The sequence below is a fragment of the Acinetobacter sp. MB5 genome, from assembly GCF_003261585.1.
In the GTDB taxonomy this organism is placed as follows: Bacteria; Pseudomonadota; Gammaproteobacteria; order Pseudomonadales; family Moraxellaceae; genus Acinetobacter.
On record NZ_POVU01000001.1, the window covers coordinates 59,989 to 79,623 of the forward strand.

General features: G+C 42.7%; 16 protein-coding genes. 4 read left to right on the plus strand and 12 right to left on the minus strand.

Annotated features, from left to right (window positions below):
- Positions 1-246: 246 nt before the first annotated feature.
- Entirely contained in the window at positions 247-405 is a 159-nt protein-coding gene (locus tag C1A47_RS17615) for a hypothetical protein (protein ID WP_162625900.1), read from the plus strand.
- A gap of 410 nt (positions 406-815) precedes the next feature.
- Here C1A47_RS17615 and C1A47_RS00305 read toward each other — a convergent pair whose 3' ends face one another.
- A complete protein-coding gene (locus tag C1A47_RS00305) occupies positions 816-1,697 on the minus strand; it encodes a DMT family transporter (RefSeq protein ID WP_111891282.1) in 882 nt (293 codons plus the stop codon).
- Between the two features lie 242 nt (positions 1,698-1,939).
- Here C1A47_RS00305 and C1A47_RS00310 point away from each other — a divergent pair, with 242 nt between their 5' ends.
- On the plus strand, positions 1,940-3,319 hold the full coding sequence (locus C1A47_RS00310) for an L-serine ammonia-lyase (RefSeq protein WP_111891284.1): 1,380 nt from the start codon (positions 1,940-1,942) through the stop codon (positions 3,317-3,319).
- Positions 3,320-3,432: 113 nt separating this feature from the next.
- On the opposite strand, the gene C1A47_RS00315 is transcribed toward C1A47_RS00310, so the two are convergent.
- From C1A47_RS00315 to C1A47_RS00340, 6 genes are read right to left on the minus strand one after another with little or no spacing between them, the layout of a single operon-like run.
- Positions 3,433-4,050, minus strand: a complete 618-nt coding sequence (locus tag C1A47_RS00315) for an NIPSNAP family protein (RefSeq protein ID WP_111891286.1) — start codon at positions 4,048-4,050, stop codon at positions 3,433-3,435.
- On the minus strand, positions 4,047-5,771 hold the full coding sequence (locus C1A47_RS00320) for an FAD-dependent oxidoreductase (protein ID WP_111891288.1): 1,725 nt from the start codon (positions 5,769-5,771) through the stop codon (positions 4,047-4,049). The genes C1A47_RS00315 and C1A47_RS00320 overlap by 4 nt, the downstream gene beginning before the upstream one ends.
- 24 nt (positions 5,772-5,795) lie before the next feature.
- On the minus strand, positions 5,796-7,562 hold the full coding sequence (locus tag C1A47_RS00325) for an FAD-dependent oxidoreductase (RefSeq protein ID WP_111891290.1): 1,767 nt from the start codon (positions 7,560-7,562) through the stop codon (positions 5,796-5,798).
- A 5-nt stretch (positions 7,563-7,567) separates the two neighbouring features.
- On the minus strand, positions 7,568-8,395 hold the full coding sequence (locus C1A47_RS00330) for a sugar phosphate isomerase/epimerase family protein (RefSeq protein WP_111891292.1): 828 nt from the start codon (positions 8,393-8,395) through the stop codon (positions 7,568-7,570).
- Positions 8,385-9,200 (minus strand): shikimate dehydrogenase family protein, encoded by an 816-nt coding sequence (locus C1A47_RS00335; RefSeq protein WP_111891294.1) that lies wholly within the window; start codon positions 9,198-9,200, stop codon positions 8,385-8,387. Before C1A47_RS00335 ends, C1A47_RS00330 begins: the two co-directional genes overlap by 11 nt.
- Positions 9,201-9,237: 37 nt before the next feature.
- Complete coding sequence (locus C1A47_RS00340; RefSeq protein ID WP_111891296.1) at positions 9,238-10,593, minus strand: MFS transporter; 1,356 nt, start codon at positions 10,591-10,593, stop codon at positions 9,238-9,240.
- Positions 10,594-10,812: 219 nt separating this feature from the next.
- On the opposite strand from C1A47_RS00340, the gene C1A47_RS00345 reads away from it, so the two are divergent.
- Positions 10,813-11,583 carry an IclR family transcriptional regulator gene (locus C1A47_RS00345; RefSeq protein WP_111891298.1) on the plus strand — a complete coding sequence of 257 codons (771 nt, stop codon included), beginning with the start codon at positions 10,813-10,815 and terminating at the stop codon, positions 11,581-11,583.
- A gap of 86 nt (positions 11,584-11,669) precedes the next feature.
- On the opposite strand, the gene C1A47_RS00350 is transcribed toward C1A47_RS00345, so the two are convergent.
- Entirely contained in the window at positions 11,670-12,878 is a 1,209-nt protein-coding gene (locus C1A47_RS00350; protein ID WP_111891300.1) for an MFS transporter, read from the minus strand.
- A 101-nt stretch (positions 12,879-12,979) separates the two neighbouring features.
- On the opposite strand from C1A47_RS00350, the gene C1A47_RS00355 reads away from it, so the two are divergent.
- Complete coding sequence (locus tag C1A47_RS00355; RefSeq protein ID WP_111891302.1) at positions 12,980-13,603, plus strand: TetR/AcrR family transcriptional regulator; 624 nt, start codon at positions 12,980-12,982, stop codon at positions 13,601-13,603.
- Positions 13,604-13,735: 132 nt separating this feature from the next.
- On the opposite strand, the gene C1A47_RS00360 is transcribed toward C1A47_RS00355, so the two are convergent.
- From C1A47_RS00360 to prpC, 4 genes are all read right to left on the minus strand, one after another.
- Entirely contained in the window at positions 13,736-13,879 is a 144-nt protein-coding gene (locus C1A47_RS00360) for a zinc ribbon-containing protein (protein ID WP_111891304.1), read from the minus strand.
- A gap of 445 nt (positions 13,880-14,324) precedes the next feature.
- Positions 14,325-15,764: a hypothetical protein gene (locus tag C1A47_RS00365; RefSeq protein WP_227539708.1), complete on the minus strand. Its 1,440-nt coding sequence runs from the start codon at positions 15,762-15,764 to the stop codon at positions 14,325-14,327.
- Between the two features lie 55 nt (positions 15,765-15,819).
- Positions 15,820-18,444 (minus strand): Fe/S-dependent 2-methylisocitrate dehydratase AcnD, encoded by a 2,625-nt coding sequence (gene acnD, locus C1A47_RS00370; RefSeq protein ID WP_111891306.1) that lies wholly within the window; start codon positions 18,442-18,444, stop codon positions 15,820-15,822.
- On the minus strand, positions 18,441-19,601 hold the full coding sequence (gene prpC / locus C1A47_RS00375) for a 2-methylcitrate synthase (RefSeq protein ID WP_111891308.1): 1,161 nt from the start codon (positions 19,599-19,601) through the stop codon (positions 18,441-18,443). Before prpC ends, acnD begins: the two co-directional genes overlap by 4 nt.
- Positions 19,602-19,635 lie beyond the last annotated feature (34 nt).

A 19,635-nucleotide genomic window follows, 5' to 3' on the forward strand; every position in this document is an offset into this window, starting at 1 on the left:
TTATTAGAATGTCTAAAAATTAATCGATCCATCAAATGTATTACACCTTTTCAGAAGCCTTGTATCGGCTAATTTCAGCTAATATTTTTGTAACTGGGCACTCATTTACTGGTTTGAAAAGAAATTTTTTGTCCAATAGACTTCTTTCATAATCGCTTACACCCTCTTTATTTTTCTCCCCGAGGGAGAAATAAAAAGGACTTATGAAAGCAGTCTAATTATTTTTAAAAATAAAAATTAAATGGATTGATTTCAGATTTTGAAGATTTTGAAGATTTTGAAGATTTTGAAGATTTTGAAGATTTTGAAGATTTTGAAGATTTTGAAGATTTTGAAGATTTTGAAGATTTTGAAGATTTTGAAGATTTTATAATCATAGAAATTTTTAGGGTGTCAGGGGAATAACTTCAACAACCATGACTTTGTAAGTGATGACCTAATGCCTATAAACTCTTGATTTATAGCGTCCTAAGCCGAATCGAGACCTTTTGGGTGAGTACACACTTGCGTTATACGCATTGGTGCATGCTACTCTTTTCGATCCCCTTCACACCCTTGAAATATAGTTTAGGGAGTTCAGGGTGGGATTGTTTTTCTTAGTCAGAGATTTTTTTAGATATTTTGAAAATTTTTACCAACAAAACACTAAATAAAAGAAAATATTTTTAATTTATAAAATTTATTCGAATTTTAATTACACTTAAACTCAATATTTATTATTTTTTTACCACTACAACATTAAATGATGCAGTGTTGACTTTAGCTTGAATGACGGTCTTTGTAATGACAATCGAATGCTATTTTCTCGATTGTCATTATGCCCATATCACCATAATCGCTGCGACAATCACCAGCGCTAACCCCAAATGATCTGAACCCGCCAACTTCTCTTTAAAGAAAAATGCTGAAATCAGCAAACTGAATAAAATTTCAATCTGCCCCAATGTTTTCACAATCCCGACAGATTGCATACTCATGGCACTAAACCAGCCAAGTGAAGCTAAAAAGCTACTGACACTCACCCGAAATGTCAGTCCAACCCGTTGCCACATATTGTACAGGGTTTTTCGGCTAAAAATTCCCAGATACAACAGCATAATCACGCATTGAAAACTAATCAGACAGCACAGCACCCACGCTGCCCGATGCAAAACAGGCAGCATTGTCAGTTCTAGACTAGCCTGACGAACCAAGAGCGAAGTAATGGCAAAACACAATCCACTCCCCAAACCAATCAATATGGTTTTTATGGAGAGTTCAGTACGATGGCTACCTTTACTCAATAGAAAAACAGCCATTGCGCCAATCACAACACCAACCCAGCCCCATGCGGTGAGATGTTCATTTAAACAGATTACACCGATAATCGCGGCTAAAATCGCCTCACTTTTGGCAAGACCAATTCCGATGGCATAATTTCTTTGCTGGAATAACTTCACCATGAGAGCTGTTGCATAGATTTGACTAATCCCACCAACAAAAATATAAATCCAGAACTGATGACTTAAATGAACTTGAGCACTGATTGGATGCTGGTGATATAGAAAAACGAGGTAGCTGATTGCAAAGACTGGAGAAAATAAGAATCTGGCAAGCGTTGTACCATAAACATCTACCGTAGTGCTCAATTGCTTTTGAAACGCATTACGCCATGCCTGCATAAACGCAGCCATTACGGTAAATAAAATCCAAATCATGACATCCAAATGAAGCTAAATTTCGAATGTGGCTAATGTACGCTTTTTAGACCTTTTTTTCGAGCCTGAATTTCAGATTCAATTTTTGTTCTTTGATTGAAAAATCATCTTTCACATCAATATTGAAATTTAAGATAAATATAATATTAGCGAATGTCACATAAGTTTAGTATTGTGATTTTTAGCGCTAAGATTTTATTTTTAGGCAATTTTCTCCCATATTTTATTATAAGGACGTAACTATGGCTCTTAGTGTATTTGATTTATTTAAAGTAGGTGTTGGACCATCAAGCTCACACACCGTTGGCCCGATGCGTGCTGCCTTCACGTTTAGCCAAGATCTAAAAGAACATCATCAGATTTCACAAGTGCACAACATCAAAATTGAGTTGTTTGGATCACTGTCATCAACAGGCATTGGACATGGTACCGACAAAGCAACCATTTTAGGACTCATGGGATATGAGCCAGAAAGTATCGATACTCAACTCACTGAAAATTTAATCAAAACCACACTCGAACAAAAATACCTGACACTTAATGGTGAACAACGTATCGCATTTGATTATTCACAAGATGTGATCTTTATTGATGAGCCACTGACTTACCATCCTAACGCGATGCGTTTAACCGCATATGGTGCTCAAGATCAGGTTGTATATCAAAATACTTATTACTCTGTGGGTGGTGGTTTTATTGTGGATGAAAGTCAAAGTCAACACGGAAACGTGGTCGATGACGATACTCCAATTCCTTTCCCATTTCGTACTGCCAAACAATTACTTGCACTCTGCAAACAGCATAATTTAAGTGTCAGCCAGCTCATGCTCGAAAATGAGAAATGCTGGCGCAGTGAAACTGAGATTCGCAGTAAAATTATGCATATTTGGCAGGTGATGCAAACCTGTATTCAAAATGGTCTGCAAAATGAAGGGATTCTCCCTGGTGGACTCAATGTCAGACGACGCGCCAAAAAAATTCACCAACAGCTCATTCAAAAGAAAAATTCGAACCTGATTGATACGACTTTTACTGCGATGGAATGGGTAAACCTATTTGCTTTAGCCGTCAATGAAGAAAATGCCGCAGGTGGTCGTGTCGTCACAGCACCGACCAACGGCGCAGCAGGCATTATTCCTGCGGTTTTGTATTATTACGTGACTTTTTCACAAGATTTGTCCGAAGAAAAAATCGTGAATTTCTTCTTGAGTGCAGCAGCAGTCGGCATTTTATGTAAGTTGCAGGCATCTATTTCAGGGGCTGAAGTCGGCTGCCAAGGTGAAGTCGGTTCAGCTTGCTCTATGGCATCGGCAGGTCTAGCCGAAATTTTAGGGGGAACCCCAGCCCAAGTCGAACATGCAGCGGAAATTGGTCTGGAGCATAACTTAGGTTTGACCTGCGATCCTGTTGGTGGCTTAGTCCAAATTCCATGTATTGAACGCAATGCGATTGCTGCGGTGAAAGCCATTAATGCGGCGCAAATGGCACTCCATGATGATGGTGAGCATTTTATTTCACTCGATAAAGTGATTCAGACCATGAAGGAAACAGGCAAAGATATGTCTGATAAATATAAGGAAACATCTAAAGGTGGTTTAGCCGTCAATGCGATTGAATGTTGATGGTTGCTCGCCTCATTCTATTTAAAATTTAAGCATTTCAATTTAGTGTAATAAAAACCTAAAAAAGCGAGTGATTTCCCACTCGCTTTTTTAATAGATTCAATCTTTAATCATCACTTCAACGGCGAAATTGCTGTTGGCAAAGCAATCATCGATTGCATTTCATGTGTCAACCACTGTGGCCCACCTTTTGGTGGCCAGATTCCATCTGCTACAGCTTTAGTACGTACTTCAGAGCGCTGATTCAATGAAGCATACGGCCAGATACTCACAATACGCGGTGTGCCGTCCAGTGCATACATTGCTACAGTCAATTTTGAATATTCGGTTCGTGTTGGCACGGCATTTTTCCATGCCTCAAGAACATGTGGTACGCCACCATGTTTTAACTCATAGGTTCGAATTTCATACACAGGGCCAAATTCGCCAAGTTCAACCTCAGGCAAGAAGTCAAAACCTGCAAAATTTTCAACCGAATAACGAATGATATTTTCAGCCGCACCAAATAACTGCTCTTGCGCTGCCAAACGTGCATTCTCAGCATCCAGCTCAGATTGGGAAGCATAACTGCGTAGTATCACCACTTGGTTTAATTGACCAATATCCGAAAAAAATACCCCCAAGAGCCGACCTTGTGCAGCAGCATCCTGATAAAAGCTCTGAATGCCTTGCGCAACAGCAGCCGTTGTTCCCATTTTAATGGTGATATTGATGAGTTGATAAAGTTTCATGCGGATCTCCGTTGTTGCATGTTTGATATTGGTTGTTCGACAAGTTTTCCTGCGGCAAATTGAGCAATTCGCCACGCAAAGACCATGGCTGGGCCAAGCGTTGTTCCTGGACCAGGATATGTGCCTTTAAAAATTGAACTGAGATCATTTCCACAGGCAAATAACCCAGAAATGACCTGATTATTGTGGTCGAGAACCCGACCATAAATATCTCCAGCCAAACCGCCACTGCTGGCGCAGTCCATCGGGGTTACTGCTAATGCGTAAAAAGGCCCTTGTTCGACTTTGCCCAGACACGGATTTGGCTTTACTTCTGGGTCACCGTTAAAGCGGTTCATAACCCCAGTCCCCTTGCCAAAATCGGTGTCTTCGCCTTGCTCTACTAAATGATTAAAACGCTGAACGGTATCCACCAGACCTTGGGGTTGAATGCCGACTTTTTTTGCCAGTTCGTCGAGTGTATTGGCTGAATATAGATAGTTATTTTTTAAGTAATAATTGAGCTGTTTTGCACCAGGTAGAACAAAACCCAGACCGTATTTTTGTATCGCAGTATGATCACAGATTAAATAGGACTGGATTTTATCTTTGCCCTGATTGCTGCGGATTTGTGCCATACAAAAATCATGATAAGAGTCAGATTCATTGACAAAGCGCTTGCCATCGTCATTGACAGCAATCACACCTGGTTTGGCTCGATCTAAAATGATGTGTGGCCAAATCGCCTTATATCCGTTGGCATGGGTATGAATCGAACAAGGAAAATACAGCACACTACTGTCTACAGACGGGTCGAGTTTTGCACCTACTGCTATCGCCTGTGTCAAGCCATCACCTGTATTTGAAGTGGGTGATAAAGAATCTTTCAGCATGGCTTTAGGAAATAATTGCTCACGAAGCTGCGTATTCCAGCCGACACCACCTGTTGCCAGTACCACCCCCTGACGCGTACGAATGGTTTGTAGCCCCTGTTCAGTCTGGATTTTTGCGCCGACCACCTTGCCATTTTCCAGCAGCAGTTCTTGCAACGGTGAATTGAACCAGACAGGTACATGCTGCTGTTTTAAATTATAAAACAGGCTACCCACCAAGGCATTCCCCATGACCAAACGTGTCCCGCGTGAAAAGCGTAGACGTGACAGAAAATATGGCAGCACCACTTTAAAAGTCGTCATCAGGTTTTGCAGGCTACTCAGCGGATTCAGCAAGGCATTCAGTTCACTGCGGTTAACCATCATCCCGCCCAAGCCCATAAATTCAGGACGTGGTGGGCGGACATACTGAAAGTCTGCCCCCAAAACCCTACCATCGAATTCGGCAGGCGCTAAAGCTCGTCCACCCAATGCTTCACCTGGCTGATTTTTAATGTAATCTGGATGTGCCAGACAAGCATTCAGTTTGACTGTGGTTTTTTCATCCAGTTCACGAATCATGTCGGCACTAGATGCTAAAAATGCTTCGCGTAATTCTTCGCCACCGCGATTTCCAACCACGGACTTTAGAAAAATACGCGCCTGTTCTACATCATCAGGAACGCCTGCCTGTACGCTCAGATGCGACCCCGGTGCCCAAACAGTGCCTCCCGAGGTTGCCGATGTTCCGCCCACTTGCCCTGCCTTTTCACAGAGCAGCACTTCTAATCCGTTTAATTTGGCAAACAGCGCAGCCGACATGCCTGCCGCACCGCCACCAATCACCAATAAATCGACCTGTTTATCCATTTTGATTTCTCCTTAAATCTGTTGCTATGACATTTCAAATGGAGCAGCAGCCTGAGCGTGTTCTGCAATTTTCTTCGCTGCCAAATAGCCAAAAGTCATGGCCGGCCCTAAGGTAATTCCGCCACTTGGATATTGCCCACCCATAATGCTGTTCAGGTCATTGCCCGCAGCATATAAGCCCTCAATGGGTTGTCGGGTTTGTTTGTGCAGCACACGTGCGGATTCATCCGTGATTAATCCAGCAAATGTCCCTAGACTGCCTGGTACCACTTCCACCGCATAAAATGGCCCGCTCTCAATCGGAGCAATACAAGGATTTGGTTTGTGATCAGCATCGCCTTGTGCCTTTTGGTACGGTGTTGTGCCACGTTGAAATTCAGGGTCTTGCCCTTTTCGGGCATGCAGATTGTATTGCGCTACGGTTTGCTGGAATTGCACAGGATCAATCCCACATGCATTTGCTAGTGCTTGTAGATTCTCACCACACTTCAAATAACCGTTGTCCAGCCAAGTCTGCATGGAAATCGGAAATGGTTTGACTGCACCCAGACCATAACGGCGGATAAATTGATGATCACAGATTAGCCAGCAATGGGCCTGTTCACCCGATGCAGTCTGCTGAAACAAACTTTTGATAAAGGCTGGATAAGAATCGCCTTCATTGGTAAAACGGCGACCATTGGCTAAAACGGCGATCAGCCCTGGCTTGCCACGCTCGACCAAATGTGGAAATCGTCCTAAGGTTCCATCTAAACGCGGTATGAGAGAAACAGGTGCCCACGCACCCGACCACGGCAAATGCTGTTCAACTTCCGCCCCAATGGCTTCGGCAGCATTTAAACCATCGCCTGTATTGGTTTCAGGTGCTGCCGAGTGATGTGGTGTACCTTCTGCCACATGCTTAAATAGACTGCGTTTGCGCTGTTCATCATGCGGAAAACCACCCGTTGCCAAAACCACAGCATGCTTGGCAGTGATTTTGACGATACCTGTCGGAGTCGAGAAATATGCACCCGTCACTCGACCATTCACACAAACCAGTTCAGTCATGGCATGGTTTGCCAGAAGCTCGACCTGTTGATCAAATGCTGACTTGAGTAAACGTGCCACAAGCGCATTGCCGTTCACAATCTGGGTCGAACGCTTTCTGAAAATCAGATCAATAAAATGTCGTAATACACGTTTGGTTGCATAAACAAAGGAAGAAATGGCACTAAACGTATTAATGAAGTGCTTCATGTCAGCACCCGAAGCAATTCCCATTCCCCACAAAGTGGTTTCAGGAATCGCTGGGCGCAACACATGCAAATGCTGTCCCAGCAGACGACCATCATAGGGTGCAGCCACTATTGAACGCCACCCAACACGTGACCCTGATACATCAAAGAAATCAGGCACTGCACGACCAATCTCGAATTTCACCTCCGTGTTTTTTTCGAAGAACTCGACCATTTTCGGTGCTTGAGTGAGATAGGTATGAATTTTGGTTTCATCATACTGTTCACCCAAAACATTCTTTAAATATTGCTTGGGTGCAGCAATCGGTTCAGCCTGTCCTTCACGCTCGGCATGTGGCGTATTGGGAATCCATAACCAGCCCCCCGAAACGGCTGAAGTACCACCAAACACACTGGCTTTTTCCGCCACAATCACTTTCAGCCCATCATGTGCAGCGGTAACTGCACTAGACAGCCCGCCCGCTCCCGAACCAATGACCAGCACATCACATTCGTATTGTTTGCGGATCGGGAGCAATGGCATTTGCAATGAGTATTGGGTTGTCGCATTCATAAGAGTTACCCCGCAACAGCGTCCTGCTGGGCTTGCGCAACAAGTTGCTGTATGGCATTAAAATTGATTTGTGCACGTTCCAGTGCAGGTCGTGCTGCCAAAGCCTGATTCGGTACTTCCGCAGCGAACATTAAGTTCTCAGGCAAGGCGCGAATTAGCCCTACCAGATCAAGTTCGCCCTGACCTGGCACCAAACGATTGCCTCGGGCAATCTTGATGAGCCCTTCATCACTCGGATCATATTCAGCCAGTGCATCACAGAGCTGGACATAGTTCAGACGTGCTGGACCCAGTGCTTTCACCTGTTCAAGCGTTGAATCAGAACGAGCAAAATGCAGCGCATCAATCAAAATCGCAGCGTTGTCCTGCCCCGATGCCGACACGATTTGCTCGGCTTGCGCCAAGTTTTTGACATGAGTCCACGGCATAAATTCCAGATCACAACTCAAACCATAGCGTTTGCTCAGTTCGCAAAATTCGGCAAAGTGCTGAATCAGGCGTGCCTGTTCAGGGTCATTGCCTGCAACCAAAATATGTTGAGCGCCAAGCTGCTGTGCCACGTCTAAAAATTGCAGATATTTTTTTGAATCAAAGTCTGGTGTGATTCGTACAATTTCAACATCTGCCACGCGCACCCCTGTATCCTTCAAGACTGCACGGGTTTCGCGAATCAGTTGACTCTGGGTCAATATCGGATAGTCAGCTTCATTGGGTGCCGCAGGCAGCAGGCGTAAGCCCACTGCTGCATAGCCACACTGCGCTGCAATTTTGACGGCTTCTACAGGGCTAACATCTGCCACCGTCAAAAAAGAAAGTGAGTATTCACGCGGCATCCTGTTGCTCCTGTTCACTTTTCAGTAAGTACGCCACCATCAGGTCACGTACCTGCACAAACATGTCTGTCCCCTTCACTGCGGTACAACCCAAAGCTTCAGCCTGCTGAATAAACGGCGTATTTTCGGGTTTAGTCACCACATCTGCCACCGACATGCTGACAGTCAGTTTGTCTAACTGAAATGCTGCTGATGAATCACCATTCATCCCCATCGGGGTTGCATTCACTACCACATCAAAACCTGTCGGGTCGTTGTCATGTGCTGTTACTTTGCCTTTACCCAACTGTTGCAGCTGCTCGACCAGTTGTTGTTGACGGGTTTGATCGACATCAAAAATTGCCAGTTCAGCGACATCTGCAAGCAGCAATTCATAAGCAATGGCTTTACCTGCACCCCCAGCACCCGCCAAAATGGCACGCTTATCTTTCAGTTCAATTGACTGGTTACGAATCGCCTGCACCATGCCTTTACCATCGAGCATGTCGCCTTCCCAACCCTCTTCACAGCGACGAATGGTGTTGACCGCTCCAATAAACTGCGCACGTGGCGTGAGTTTCTGACAGCAGCCCAAAGCTGAAATCTTGTGTGGCACAGTCACAATCAGTCCATCGGTATTGTTCAAGTACAGATTTTGCTGAACAAAACTGGCAAAATGTTGAGGTGCAACATCGGCAGGTGCAACCAGTGCATTCAAGCCTTTTTTTGACAGTTCCATAGTCACACCTTCAGGTGATTTCACTTGTACAATCGGGTGTCCGACCACAAAATAGAGACGAGTTGAGCCGTTCAATTGAATATCCATTATTCAATCTCCTTGAAAATCTTAGACTTAGAAAATTTTAGATTTGAACTTTGTTCAGTTCTTGTTGACGCATTTTTTTAGGTGAATATGCCAGTTTCATAATGCACAGGGCGAGAATAATACCGACAGTAGGCAAACATAAAATCAGGAAAATTTTACTGGCTGCCCAACCTAAGCTGAGAAAATAAGCCCCTGCAAAAGCACTGCCCACAGCACCCAGGCGTCCGATACCGTGCATCCAGCTATTACCTGTTGCACGGGCAAATACTGGATAGAAAGAACTTGAAACGCTGTTCATGCCTGCATTCGCACCATTCATCCACATCCCGATGAAAAAACACATCAAGCTATATAAGGTAAAGTTATGTCCCACTTCCCCCACTAACACCATGAAAATCACAGCCAATCCATAAGAAATGGCTAAACCAAAGTGCGGGCTGATCTTATCCATGACATAACCGCACACAATACATCCCACAGGCCCACCGAGTTGGTAAATGGCAGTAATCACAGATGCTTCACTGATGCTAAAACCAAATTCGTTACTCATCATTGGCAACCAGCTACCAAGCAAGTAAACAACGAACAGACCCGATGCATAGCTCCACCACAGTAAAAAGCTACCGAGTAAGTAAAATGGGCTGAGTACGGTTTTAACAGGATTATCTACGGTATCTGTTTTAGGTTGCGGTAAAACAAAGACCTTATTGCTGGTATCAAAATCTGGTGCAATCTGATGAATAATGGCATCAATTTCTGCTTTCGGATGGTGCTTGAGAACTTTATAACCAATGGATTCTGGCAATTTGAAAACTGCAATCGTTGCCAAAATTAAAGGTAAAATCCCACCAATGATCATCATCGCATGCCAGCTAAAATGTGGAATTACCCATGCCGCAAGGAAGCCACCAATTGCCGCACCAATGGTAAAACCACTCAAAATAATCGTCACTAAACGGGCATTCACTTTCATGGATGAGTAATCCGTTACCAAAGTCACCGCTTGAGGCATTACACCCCCCATAAACAGGCCAGCGATAAAACGATAGATCATCAACTCATTGACATGGCTCGAAAGCGCAGCCAGTAAAGTAAATATTCCAAAACCAACCAAGTTGGTAATCAGCAGTTTTTTACGTCCAAATTTATCTGCAAGAGGGCCTGAGACCACTGCACCGACAGCCAGACCAATCAATGCCGCACTCATTACAGGAGCAAGGTCACTGGTCGTGATGCCCCATTCATGTTTGAGTACAGGAGCAACAAAGCCCATCACTGAAATATCAATACCATCGACAACGATGATCATTAAACATAGAAAAATAACTAATCTTTGCAGCGGAGAAATCCGACTTTCATCGATAAACTCCCTTAAATTCACCTGTTGAGTCATGCACTTACTCCCTTGAGTGTCACCAGTAAAAATATGCGTTTTCCATCGCACGACTGGTTTTGTTGTTTTCATTCAGGTCATGAATTTTTAAAGCCAAGAAACCACCTTTTCTTGACGAATCGATTTACCTCATTTGCATTTCGGATAAAATCTACAGGTACTATAATTGGTTTTATTCATTTTTGGAACACTGTTCCAAAAAATAATATTAGGATTTTTATGCTCAGCAATAACGATCGTTCTTTACTCATCCTTGAAGCGTTATTAAAAGAAGTGCATGGACGTGCGCTCAGTGATCTTTCGGTTGAACTGGATATTCCCAAATCTGCCATGCATCGCATTCTGACTGCGATGAAAGACATGGGCTATATCTACCAAGACGAAGTTTCACAGCACTACAAACTCACCCTTAAAATTGCCTCAATGGGCTTGAGCTACCTGTCTTCTCGCTCAATTACTGAAACCTTCCAGCCTTATCTCAACGAACTTGCAGAAACCTCGTCTGAGTTGGTGCGTTTAGGTCTGATTGAAGATGAAAAAATTATCTGGATTGGCAAAGCTCAAGGCGCAAAGTCTGGTCTGAAATACGACCCTGATTCGGGCAATGTAGCCTATTTGCCAGCTTCTGCCTGTGGTTTAGCCTATCTATCTGCACTTGAATCGGAAGATTTCTCGCGGCTGGTTGAGCGTGAAGGTTTTGAAAAAGCCAAAAACTTCGGGCCGAACACGCCTAAAAACCTTGCTGAACTTGAGCAGATGGTACAAGCCTCACGACAACGCGGTTATGGTCTGATTAATGACACCTATGAACTTGGCATGTCTTCAATGGCGAGAATTGTTCTCAACCCTCAAACAGGCAAACCTTTTGCCACGGTCAGTATTGCAGGCCCTTCTGTGCGCTTAAATGCCAAACGCATTGAAGAACTTGCACCTGCACTCATCAGTACTGCAAACCACATCGCCTCAATTATTAACCTGATCCATATCTAATTATTTTCTCCCTCATTCGACCTTCTTCCTTTAGAGCAAGAAGGTCGTTCATCCTTTTTGTATCTTTCGTCCCTGTTTCTCCCGATTTACTTGTGACAAGCCAACAATGGCTCAAGCTTCAATTTGATTTGATAAACCAACCAGATAATCGTGACCATCAACACCACCGCAATCAACAATAGCGTCTGTACCAATCCCACATATTCAATGAGATAACTGGAAAATATCACGGGCCAGATCGTGCCCTGATAAGCAATAAACAGAAAACTGGAGAAGATCAGCGGATTTTTCTCACGGTCAATTATTTTGCCCATAAAATAATAAGCTGCACTGAGTGAGAAGCCGTGCCCAATCCCTGTCAATAAAATACTCAGCAGCAAAAACCACACATAGTGCCCAATTTCAGCCATCACAAGGCTGACTGTACCCATCATTAGTGCAGCTAGACCCCAGTACAACACATTGATTTCTTTGTATGATTTACACCAAACCTGACTCAAGACCGAGACAAATAAAATGATGGAAATCGATACACCTGTCAGGGTTGCAGATGAGCGAATAGGCAATTCGTGTATAAATGTCCCTGCCAATGCCGCATATAAACTAAATGCCGCAAAGCTACAGAGCGCAGTAATACTACATATCAAAAACAGTTTGCTTGATGCTGTTTGAGGTAAAACCAAACCTTCAACTTTGAATAAATCCACTATCTTCTGCTGACGTGGTAAGACCGTTTTTGGTCGAACCCAAAACACACTGACTAAAACCACAACCGAAAACAGTGCAATAATTCGATATGGGTCGACCAAAGGCTGTGACGTATGATCAGCCAATACACCACCAAGCAACGGCCCTAAAGCAAAACCTAAAATGGTAATCATTGAAGTCAGTTTTTCTGACAGCATGCGGTTTTTAAAAGGATATTGATCTTTCAAGCCCACCATGGCCGCTGTGGTAATCAACCCAGATGAAATCCCAATCAGAAATCGGGAAATGCCTAACAGCCAAACTGAGCCAGCGGAAGCCGATAAAAATAGACCAACGATACTCAAGCCAAGGCTAAACACAATAATTTGCTTATAGCTATAAATTGCATTGAGCTTATTTAAAAACAGCAGCGAAAACACCACGCCAAGCATGTAAGCAATAAATACATAACCGACTTGTGAGGTGCTAATCCCCCATGTGCGTTCATAAAGGGCATATAACGGGCTTGCCAGTGCGGTGCTTAATGCCGCAAGACATAACGCTAGACTGACAATGGCGTATTGCACACTGGATTTTGGTGTTTGCATTGGCTTAGCCAAAAATGACTTTTAGGTCGATTTTAGTCAAAAGTGACCCCAAGGTCAATTTATGTTAGGCTATTTCGGTTAAGACGATGGTTGAATAAAGTATGGAAAAACCAAGAACACGCGGCCCAAGCATTGAAAAAACACAGGAAACTCGCCATAAAATTCTCGAAGCCGCATTGCACCACTTTATTCAAGAAGGGTTTGCCCGTAGCAAGATTTCCGAGATCGCCAAGCGTGCAGAACTTGGCAAAGGTACAATTTATTCTTACTTTGAAACCAAAGAACAACTTTTTGAAGGTGTGATTGATGCCTTTCTTAATGAGTCTTTTCGCCCAATCAAAGCGCATGAAATTCAAGATCATGAAACAGTTTATGATTTTATTTGTAGGCAAATCATCCCGAGTGTTTTAACGCTAGAGTCAACAGGTCGTGCTGACATGGCGTTGTTAATTTTACGTGAAGGTCAAAATTTTCCGAGTATTCTCAATACTTACTGTCAGAAAATCTTTTTCCCGATTCAGCATGAATTACAACAGTTGGTTGAACTTGCTATTTCGCGAAATGAATTGCCTGCACAGACTTCTGCAAAACAGTTTGCTTTGTTGATTGTTAGCCCGATGTGGACAGGTATGATTCACAACCGAATTTTAAATCCGAATGATGTGCTAGAACTGGACTGTTTATTTAAAGATAACCTAAAGCTTTTATTTAATGCCGATCATTAAAAATATGCGATAGAAACAACCTTCACACTTTTCGGCATAAAAACCATGTAAGCTCAAATGTAAAAAGCCCGATCGATGAATCGGGCTTTATGTTTAAAAACAGAAGGTAACTGTTTTTAATGTTGTGTAGCCTTAAGCAATTTTATCGTTAAATTGGGTGCCTAGGCATTTGGTACACGGAGGTAAACGGTCTGTACCAATTTCTAAGTAAACGCGATGTCCGCATTGGACACAAAAATAGAAGCCTGTTCCAGGTTGAGAGCCAGCAATAACCATTTTTGTTCTCCATGATTTTAGAAATGGTGATCAAAGTATAGGCAAAACAAAAAACCTGTCTATACATTATTTTAAATATAAATGAGCATATAATTTAAATAAATAATTAAAGATGGAATTTTCACTAATTTATTTTGTTTTATTTTTAATATTACTGTTATTTTTCAATATCTTGAATTTTTAGTTTTGCTTTTCTTGGTTGAGAAATTTGCAATTAAGAGTTTTGTAACTCAGCCTAAAGTCTTAAATTTTGATACAAATAAGCCCCGTGAGGTTGGGGCGTTGGTTAAAACAGTGGATTTTACATTTTGTATAGCTTAAGCAATTTTATCGTTAAATTGCTTGCCAAGGCATTTGGTATACGGAAGTAAAGTCTGTACCAATTTCTAAGTAAACGCGGTGTCTGCATTGAATACAAAATAGAAGTTATTCTATGTTTATAGCATTATTCATCTGCAACACTAGCTGATGGCTTAGGTATTGCATCGACATCTATCATTTTTAAATTAGATAAACCGCTATTTTGTGTGAGTTTTAAGAAGTCTTCCCATCGTTTATCTGAAATTTCTATATTATGAATGACTAAGTAAATACCTTTTTGAGATTTTTCTGCCTTTTGATAAATAGGTAATTGAGATTCAAATCCTTTTTTAAGCTTACTATTAGAGGTTAACTTAACTTCTACCAAGACCTTTGAATTAGAACCACTACTAAATTTGAAATCTACAGGTCCTCTGCCTGCATCAGATTCAGGACTAATATCTATATTATTTGCTAAACAATAAGCATTCGCTATACCAAAAAATAGAAGCTGGGCGGCCGCTTCTGGTTTGCGCTTTCCATCTTTATCATAAAGTAATTTACATAACTGATTATCTTCAATTAAGACTTTAAAATGTTCACATATTTTCTCTACAATCTTATAAATATCATCAATTGTTGGTTGACTAGATAATTGTAAAATTAATGGATATTCTTTTGCATAGTTTTTTGAAGCTTCATACCAAATAGTTTCACCTTTTGGATCATCAGAAAAATTATAATATTCAGGTGATTGTTTCCTATAAGCTTCCAATATTTCTTTTAAAAACTCGGGATCATCAACTATTGCTTTTCTAATATGCCCTTTTTGCTCTTTGATTGTTATTTTTTTAAATGAACCCTCTATAACAGAATTTAGATATCTTCTTAATTGCTCATTATGTTTACAAATCCAATCAATATCCATAAAGCTATCAGCGATAGGTAAATCTCTCAAAAATTCTTTAGGAACAAGAATTACAGGTTTACCATTTAATAGATTTTTAGGTAATTTTTGTGGCTCATAGCTCTTAGAAAAATTCAATTCAGTTAAAGGAATTTTCAGTTCCAAACAAATACGTTGAGTATAAGTAATAAGATCATCAATTAATATATTTGAGATTAAGTCACTTATTAAATCTGGTCCAACACCATCTTGGAATCCACCAATAAGTTCAAAAATCGTGGGATCATCAGTTCCAGCATCTAAAATTTGTTTTAGATTCTTTAATATTTCTAATTTCTTTATTTTTCCGATTCCACCTCCTCCATCATTATCCTTACCATATCCAATTGATAGCCCACTAATTTCACTCGACTTAAAATTTTTAAATGCCTGATTCCAAAAAATATCTTTTTCTTTTTGACTGGCTTTTAACAACGTTAGAATACTTTCAAAATATTTTTCTATTTTACTCGCTGCCGATTGGAACTCTGGAATTTTTGTATTTTTGACCAATAAAGGATCAATAAATAATCTAGTATCGATACCCAAGATTGGGTCTAAAGCTCCCAATGCATCATATGCTGAGAACTCAATATTATAAGAATCTGAAAAACTAGTTGTCATTTTAATTCCAAACATAAAAAAACCCCACTTCACAGTAGGGCTTTTCTCAAACAATTTCAAACACTTTTAATTAAGCAGTCAATGGCTCTTTCTGCTCCTGACCTTCTAAAAAGTCCTGAGCAAAACGCTGCAACACACCACCCGCTTCATACACAGACACTTCTTCTTCTGTATCTAAACGGCAAGTCACAGGCACTTCCACAACTTCATTTTGCCCATCTGCCGTTGAACGCTCAATCACCAAAGTCAAGTCAGAACGTGGTGCAATACGACCAATCACACTGTATAGCTCAGTACCATCAAGCTTCAAAGTATTGCGGTTCACCCCTGCTTTAAACTCAAGCGGTAACACGCCCATACCTACAAGGTTGGTACGGTGAATACGCTCGAAACCTTCTGCGACAATCGCTTCTACACCCGCAAGACGAACCCCTTTGGCAGCCCAGTCACGACTAGAACCCTGACCATAGTCCGCCCCTGCGATGATGATCAGCGGTTGCTTACGGTTCATGTAAGTTTCAATCGCTTCCCACATCCGCATCACTTCGCCTTCAGGCTCGACACGCGCTTTTGAACCCTGTTTTACCGTACCGTCAGAACGGCGTACCATTTCATTAAACAGTTTCGGGTTGGCAAATGTCGCACGTTGTGCCGTTAAGTGATCGCCACGGTGCGTTGCATATGAGTTGAAGTCTTCTTCAGGTACACCCATTTTGTGGAGGTATTCACCTGCCGCAGAGTCCATCAAAATCGCATTGGATGGCGATAAATGATCTGTGGTGATGTTGTCACCCAAAATGGCAAGCGGACGCATATTTGCCAATGTGCGCGGAGCAGCCAAAGCACCTTCCCAGTATGGCGGACGGCGAATGTAAGTACTTTTTGGACGCCAGTCGTAAAGTGGGCTTTTGGCTTGCTCAATTTCGCCCAAGTCAAACATTGGAATGTAGACTTTACGAAATTGTTCAGGCTTCACCGCTTCTTTAACCAGTGCATCAATTTCAGCATCACTTGGCCAAATGTCTTTCAGGTAAATCGGATTACCGTCTTTGTCTGTGCCCAGTGCATCTTTTTCGATGTCAAAACGCATGGTTCCTGCAATTGCATACGCAACAACCAGTGGTGGAGATGCCAAGAATGCCTGTTTTGCGTATGGGTGAATACGACCATCGAAGTTACGGTTACCAGAAAGTACCGCTGTGGCATACAAGTCACGATCAATAATTTCTTGCTGAATCTTCGGATCAAGCGCACCTGACATGCCATTACAGGTTGTGCAGGCATACGCCACGATACCAAAACCCAGCTTTTCAAGATCGTGCAATACGCCTGCTTCTTCAAGATACAACGCAGCCGCTTTAGAACCTGGGGCAAAAGACGATTTCACCCACGGTTTGCGAGTTAAACCCAATTCATTGGCTTTACGTGCTAACAAGCCTGCGGCAACTGTATTCCTTGGGTTTGAAGTATTGGTACATGAGGTAATTGCCGCAATGATGATTGCACCATCAGGCATTAAACCATCGGTACGTTGTTCAACCACACCTGCAATGCCTTTTTCTTTCAAATCAGCGGTAGAAACACGTGCATGCGGATTCGATGGCCCTGCAATGTTACGGGTCACTTTCGACAAGTCAAAACGTAAAACACGTGGATATTCAGCTTGTTTCAGGCTGCTTGACCATAAACCAACGTGTTTGGCATAGGTTTCAACCAATTCAACTTGAGCATCTTCACGACCAGTCAGGCGTAAATAATCAATGGTATTTTGGTCGATATAGAACATGGCTGCGGTTGCACCATATTCAGGAGTCATGTTGGAAATGGTAGCACGATCACCCACTGACATGCTGTCTGCGCCTTCACCGAAAAATTCGAGATAGCCACCGACCACACGTTCCTTACGCAAAAATTCCGTCAAGGCAAGTACGATGTCCGTCGCGGTAATACCCGCTTGACGTTGACCTGTTAGCTCAACCCCAATAATGTCTGGCAGACGCATCCAAGATGCTCGACCCAACATCACGTTTTCAGCTTCCAAGCCACCGACACCGACCGAAATCACACCCAAAGCATCGGTATGTGGCGTATGCGAATCTGTACCAACACAAGTATCTGGAAATGCCACGCCATCACGCACTTGGATCACAGGTGACATTTTTTCCAGATTGATCTGATGCATAATGCCGTTGCCAGCAGGAATCACATCGACATTTTTAAAAGCCGTTTTTGTCCACTCAATAAAGTGAAAACGGTCTTCATTACGACGATCTTCCACCGCACGGTTTTTGGAAAATGCATCTGGGTCAAAACCACCATATTCAACTGCTAAAGAGTGATCGACAATGAGCTGAGTTGGCACAACAGGATTGACTTTAGATGGATCTCCGCCTTTATCGGCAATCGCATCACGTAGACCTGCAAGGTCAACCAGTGCGGTTTGACCTAAAATGTCATGACAAACCACACGCGCAGGAAACCACGGAAAGTCCAATTCCTGTTTGCCTTGAATAATTTGCAGCAAATAATCGTTGATTTTTTCAGGTTCAGCACAGCGTACAATATTTTCAGCATGCACACGGCTGACATACGGCAGTTTTGCCCAAGCCCCTGCTTGCAGGTCTTCCACTGCCTGTACCACATCAAAATAATCTAAGTTGCTATTTGGCAACTTTTTACGGTACTGGGTGTTCATGCATCACGCTCCGCAAGTGGCACAAATTTCAGGTTTTCTGGGCCTGTATAATGTGCGCTTGGTCGAATAATCTTGCCATCTTGGCGTTGTTCAATCACATGTGCCGACCAGCCTGCGGTACGTGCAATCACAAACAATGGGGTAAACATGGCTGTTGGTACGCCCATCAGGTGATAACTCACTGCACTGAACCAGTCGAGGTTCGGGAACATGTTTTTCACTTCTTTCATCACGGATTCCAAACGCTCCGCGATGACATACATTTTTTTATTGCGCTGTGCATCGGCCAGTTCAGCAGCAATTTTCTTGATCACATCATTACGCGGGTCAGCAATGGTATAGACAGGATGACCAAAACCAATCACCACTTCTTTGTTTTCAACACGTTTACGAATATCAGCTTCAGCTTCATCGGCAGAGTTATAACGCTGTTGAATGACAAATGCGACTTCGTTTGCACCACCGTGTTTTGGCCCACGTAATGCACCAATCGCACCTGAAATAGTCGAGTAAATGTCTGAGCCTGTGCCTGCAATCACACGCGAGGTAAATGTCGATGCGTTAAATTCATGCTCAGCATACAAAATCAAAGAGGTATGCATGGCTTGAATCCACTGCTCACACGGCTTTTCACCATGCAACAAGTGCAGGAAGTGTGCGCCAATTGAGTCGTCATCGGTTTCCACTTCAATGCGTTTGCCGTTATGACTAAAGTGATACCAGTACAGCAACATTGAACCCAAACTCGCCATGAGTTTATCGGCAATATCGCGTGCGCCTGCATAATTATGGTCTTCATGTTCTGGCGTTAAACAACCGAGAACTGAAACCCCTGTACGCATCACATCCATCGGGTGCGCCGACGGTGGCAATTGTTCCAAGGCCGTTTTTAAACCTGCTGGCAAACCACGTAATGCCTTGAGCTTGGCTTTATAAGCACTCAATTCCGCAGTATTTGGCAGTTTGCCATGCACCAGTAAATACGCCACTTCTTCAAACTGGCAATGTACCGCCAAGTCTAAAATGTCATAACCACGATAATGCAGGTCATTTCCGCTACGTCCTACCGTACATAGCGCGGTGGTGCCAGCAACTTGACCACTGAGCGCCACTGATTTCTTTGGTTTGAATTCTGTTTTTTCAACTTGTGTATTCATGACAGTTTCCTTTTGTCTGTTTGATCTTGTTGTA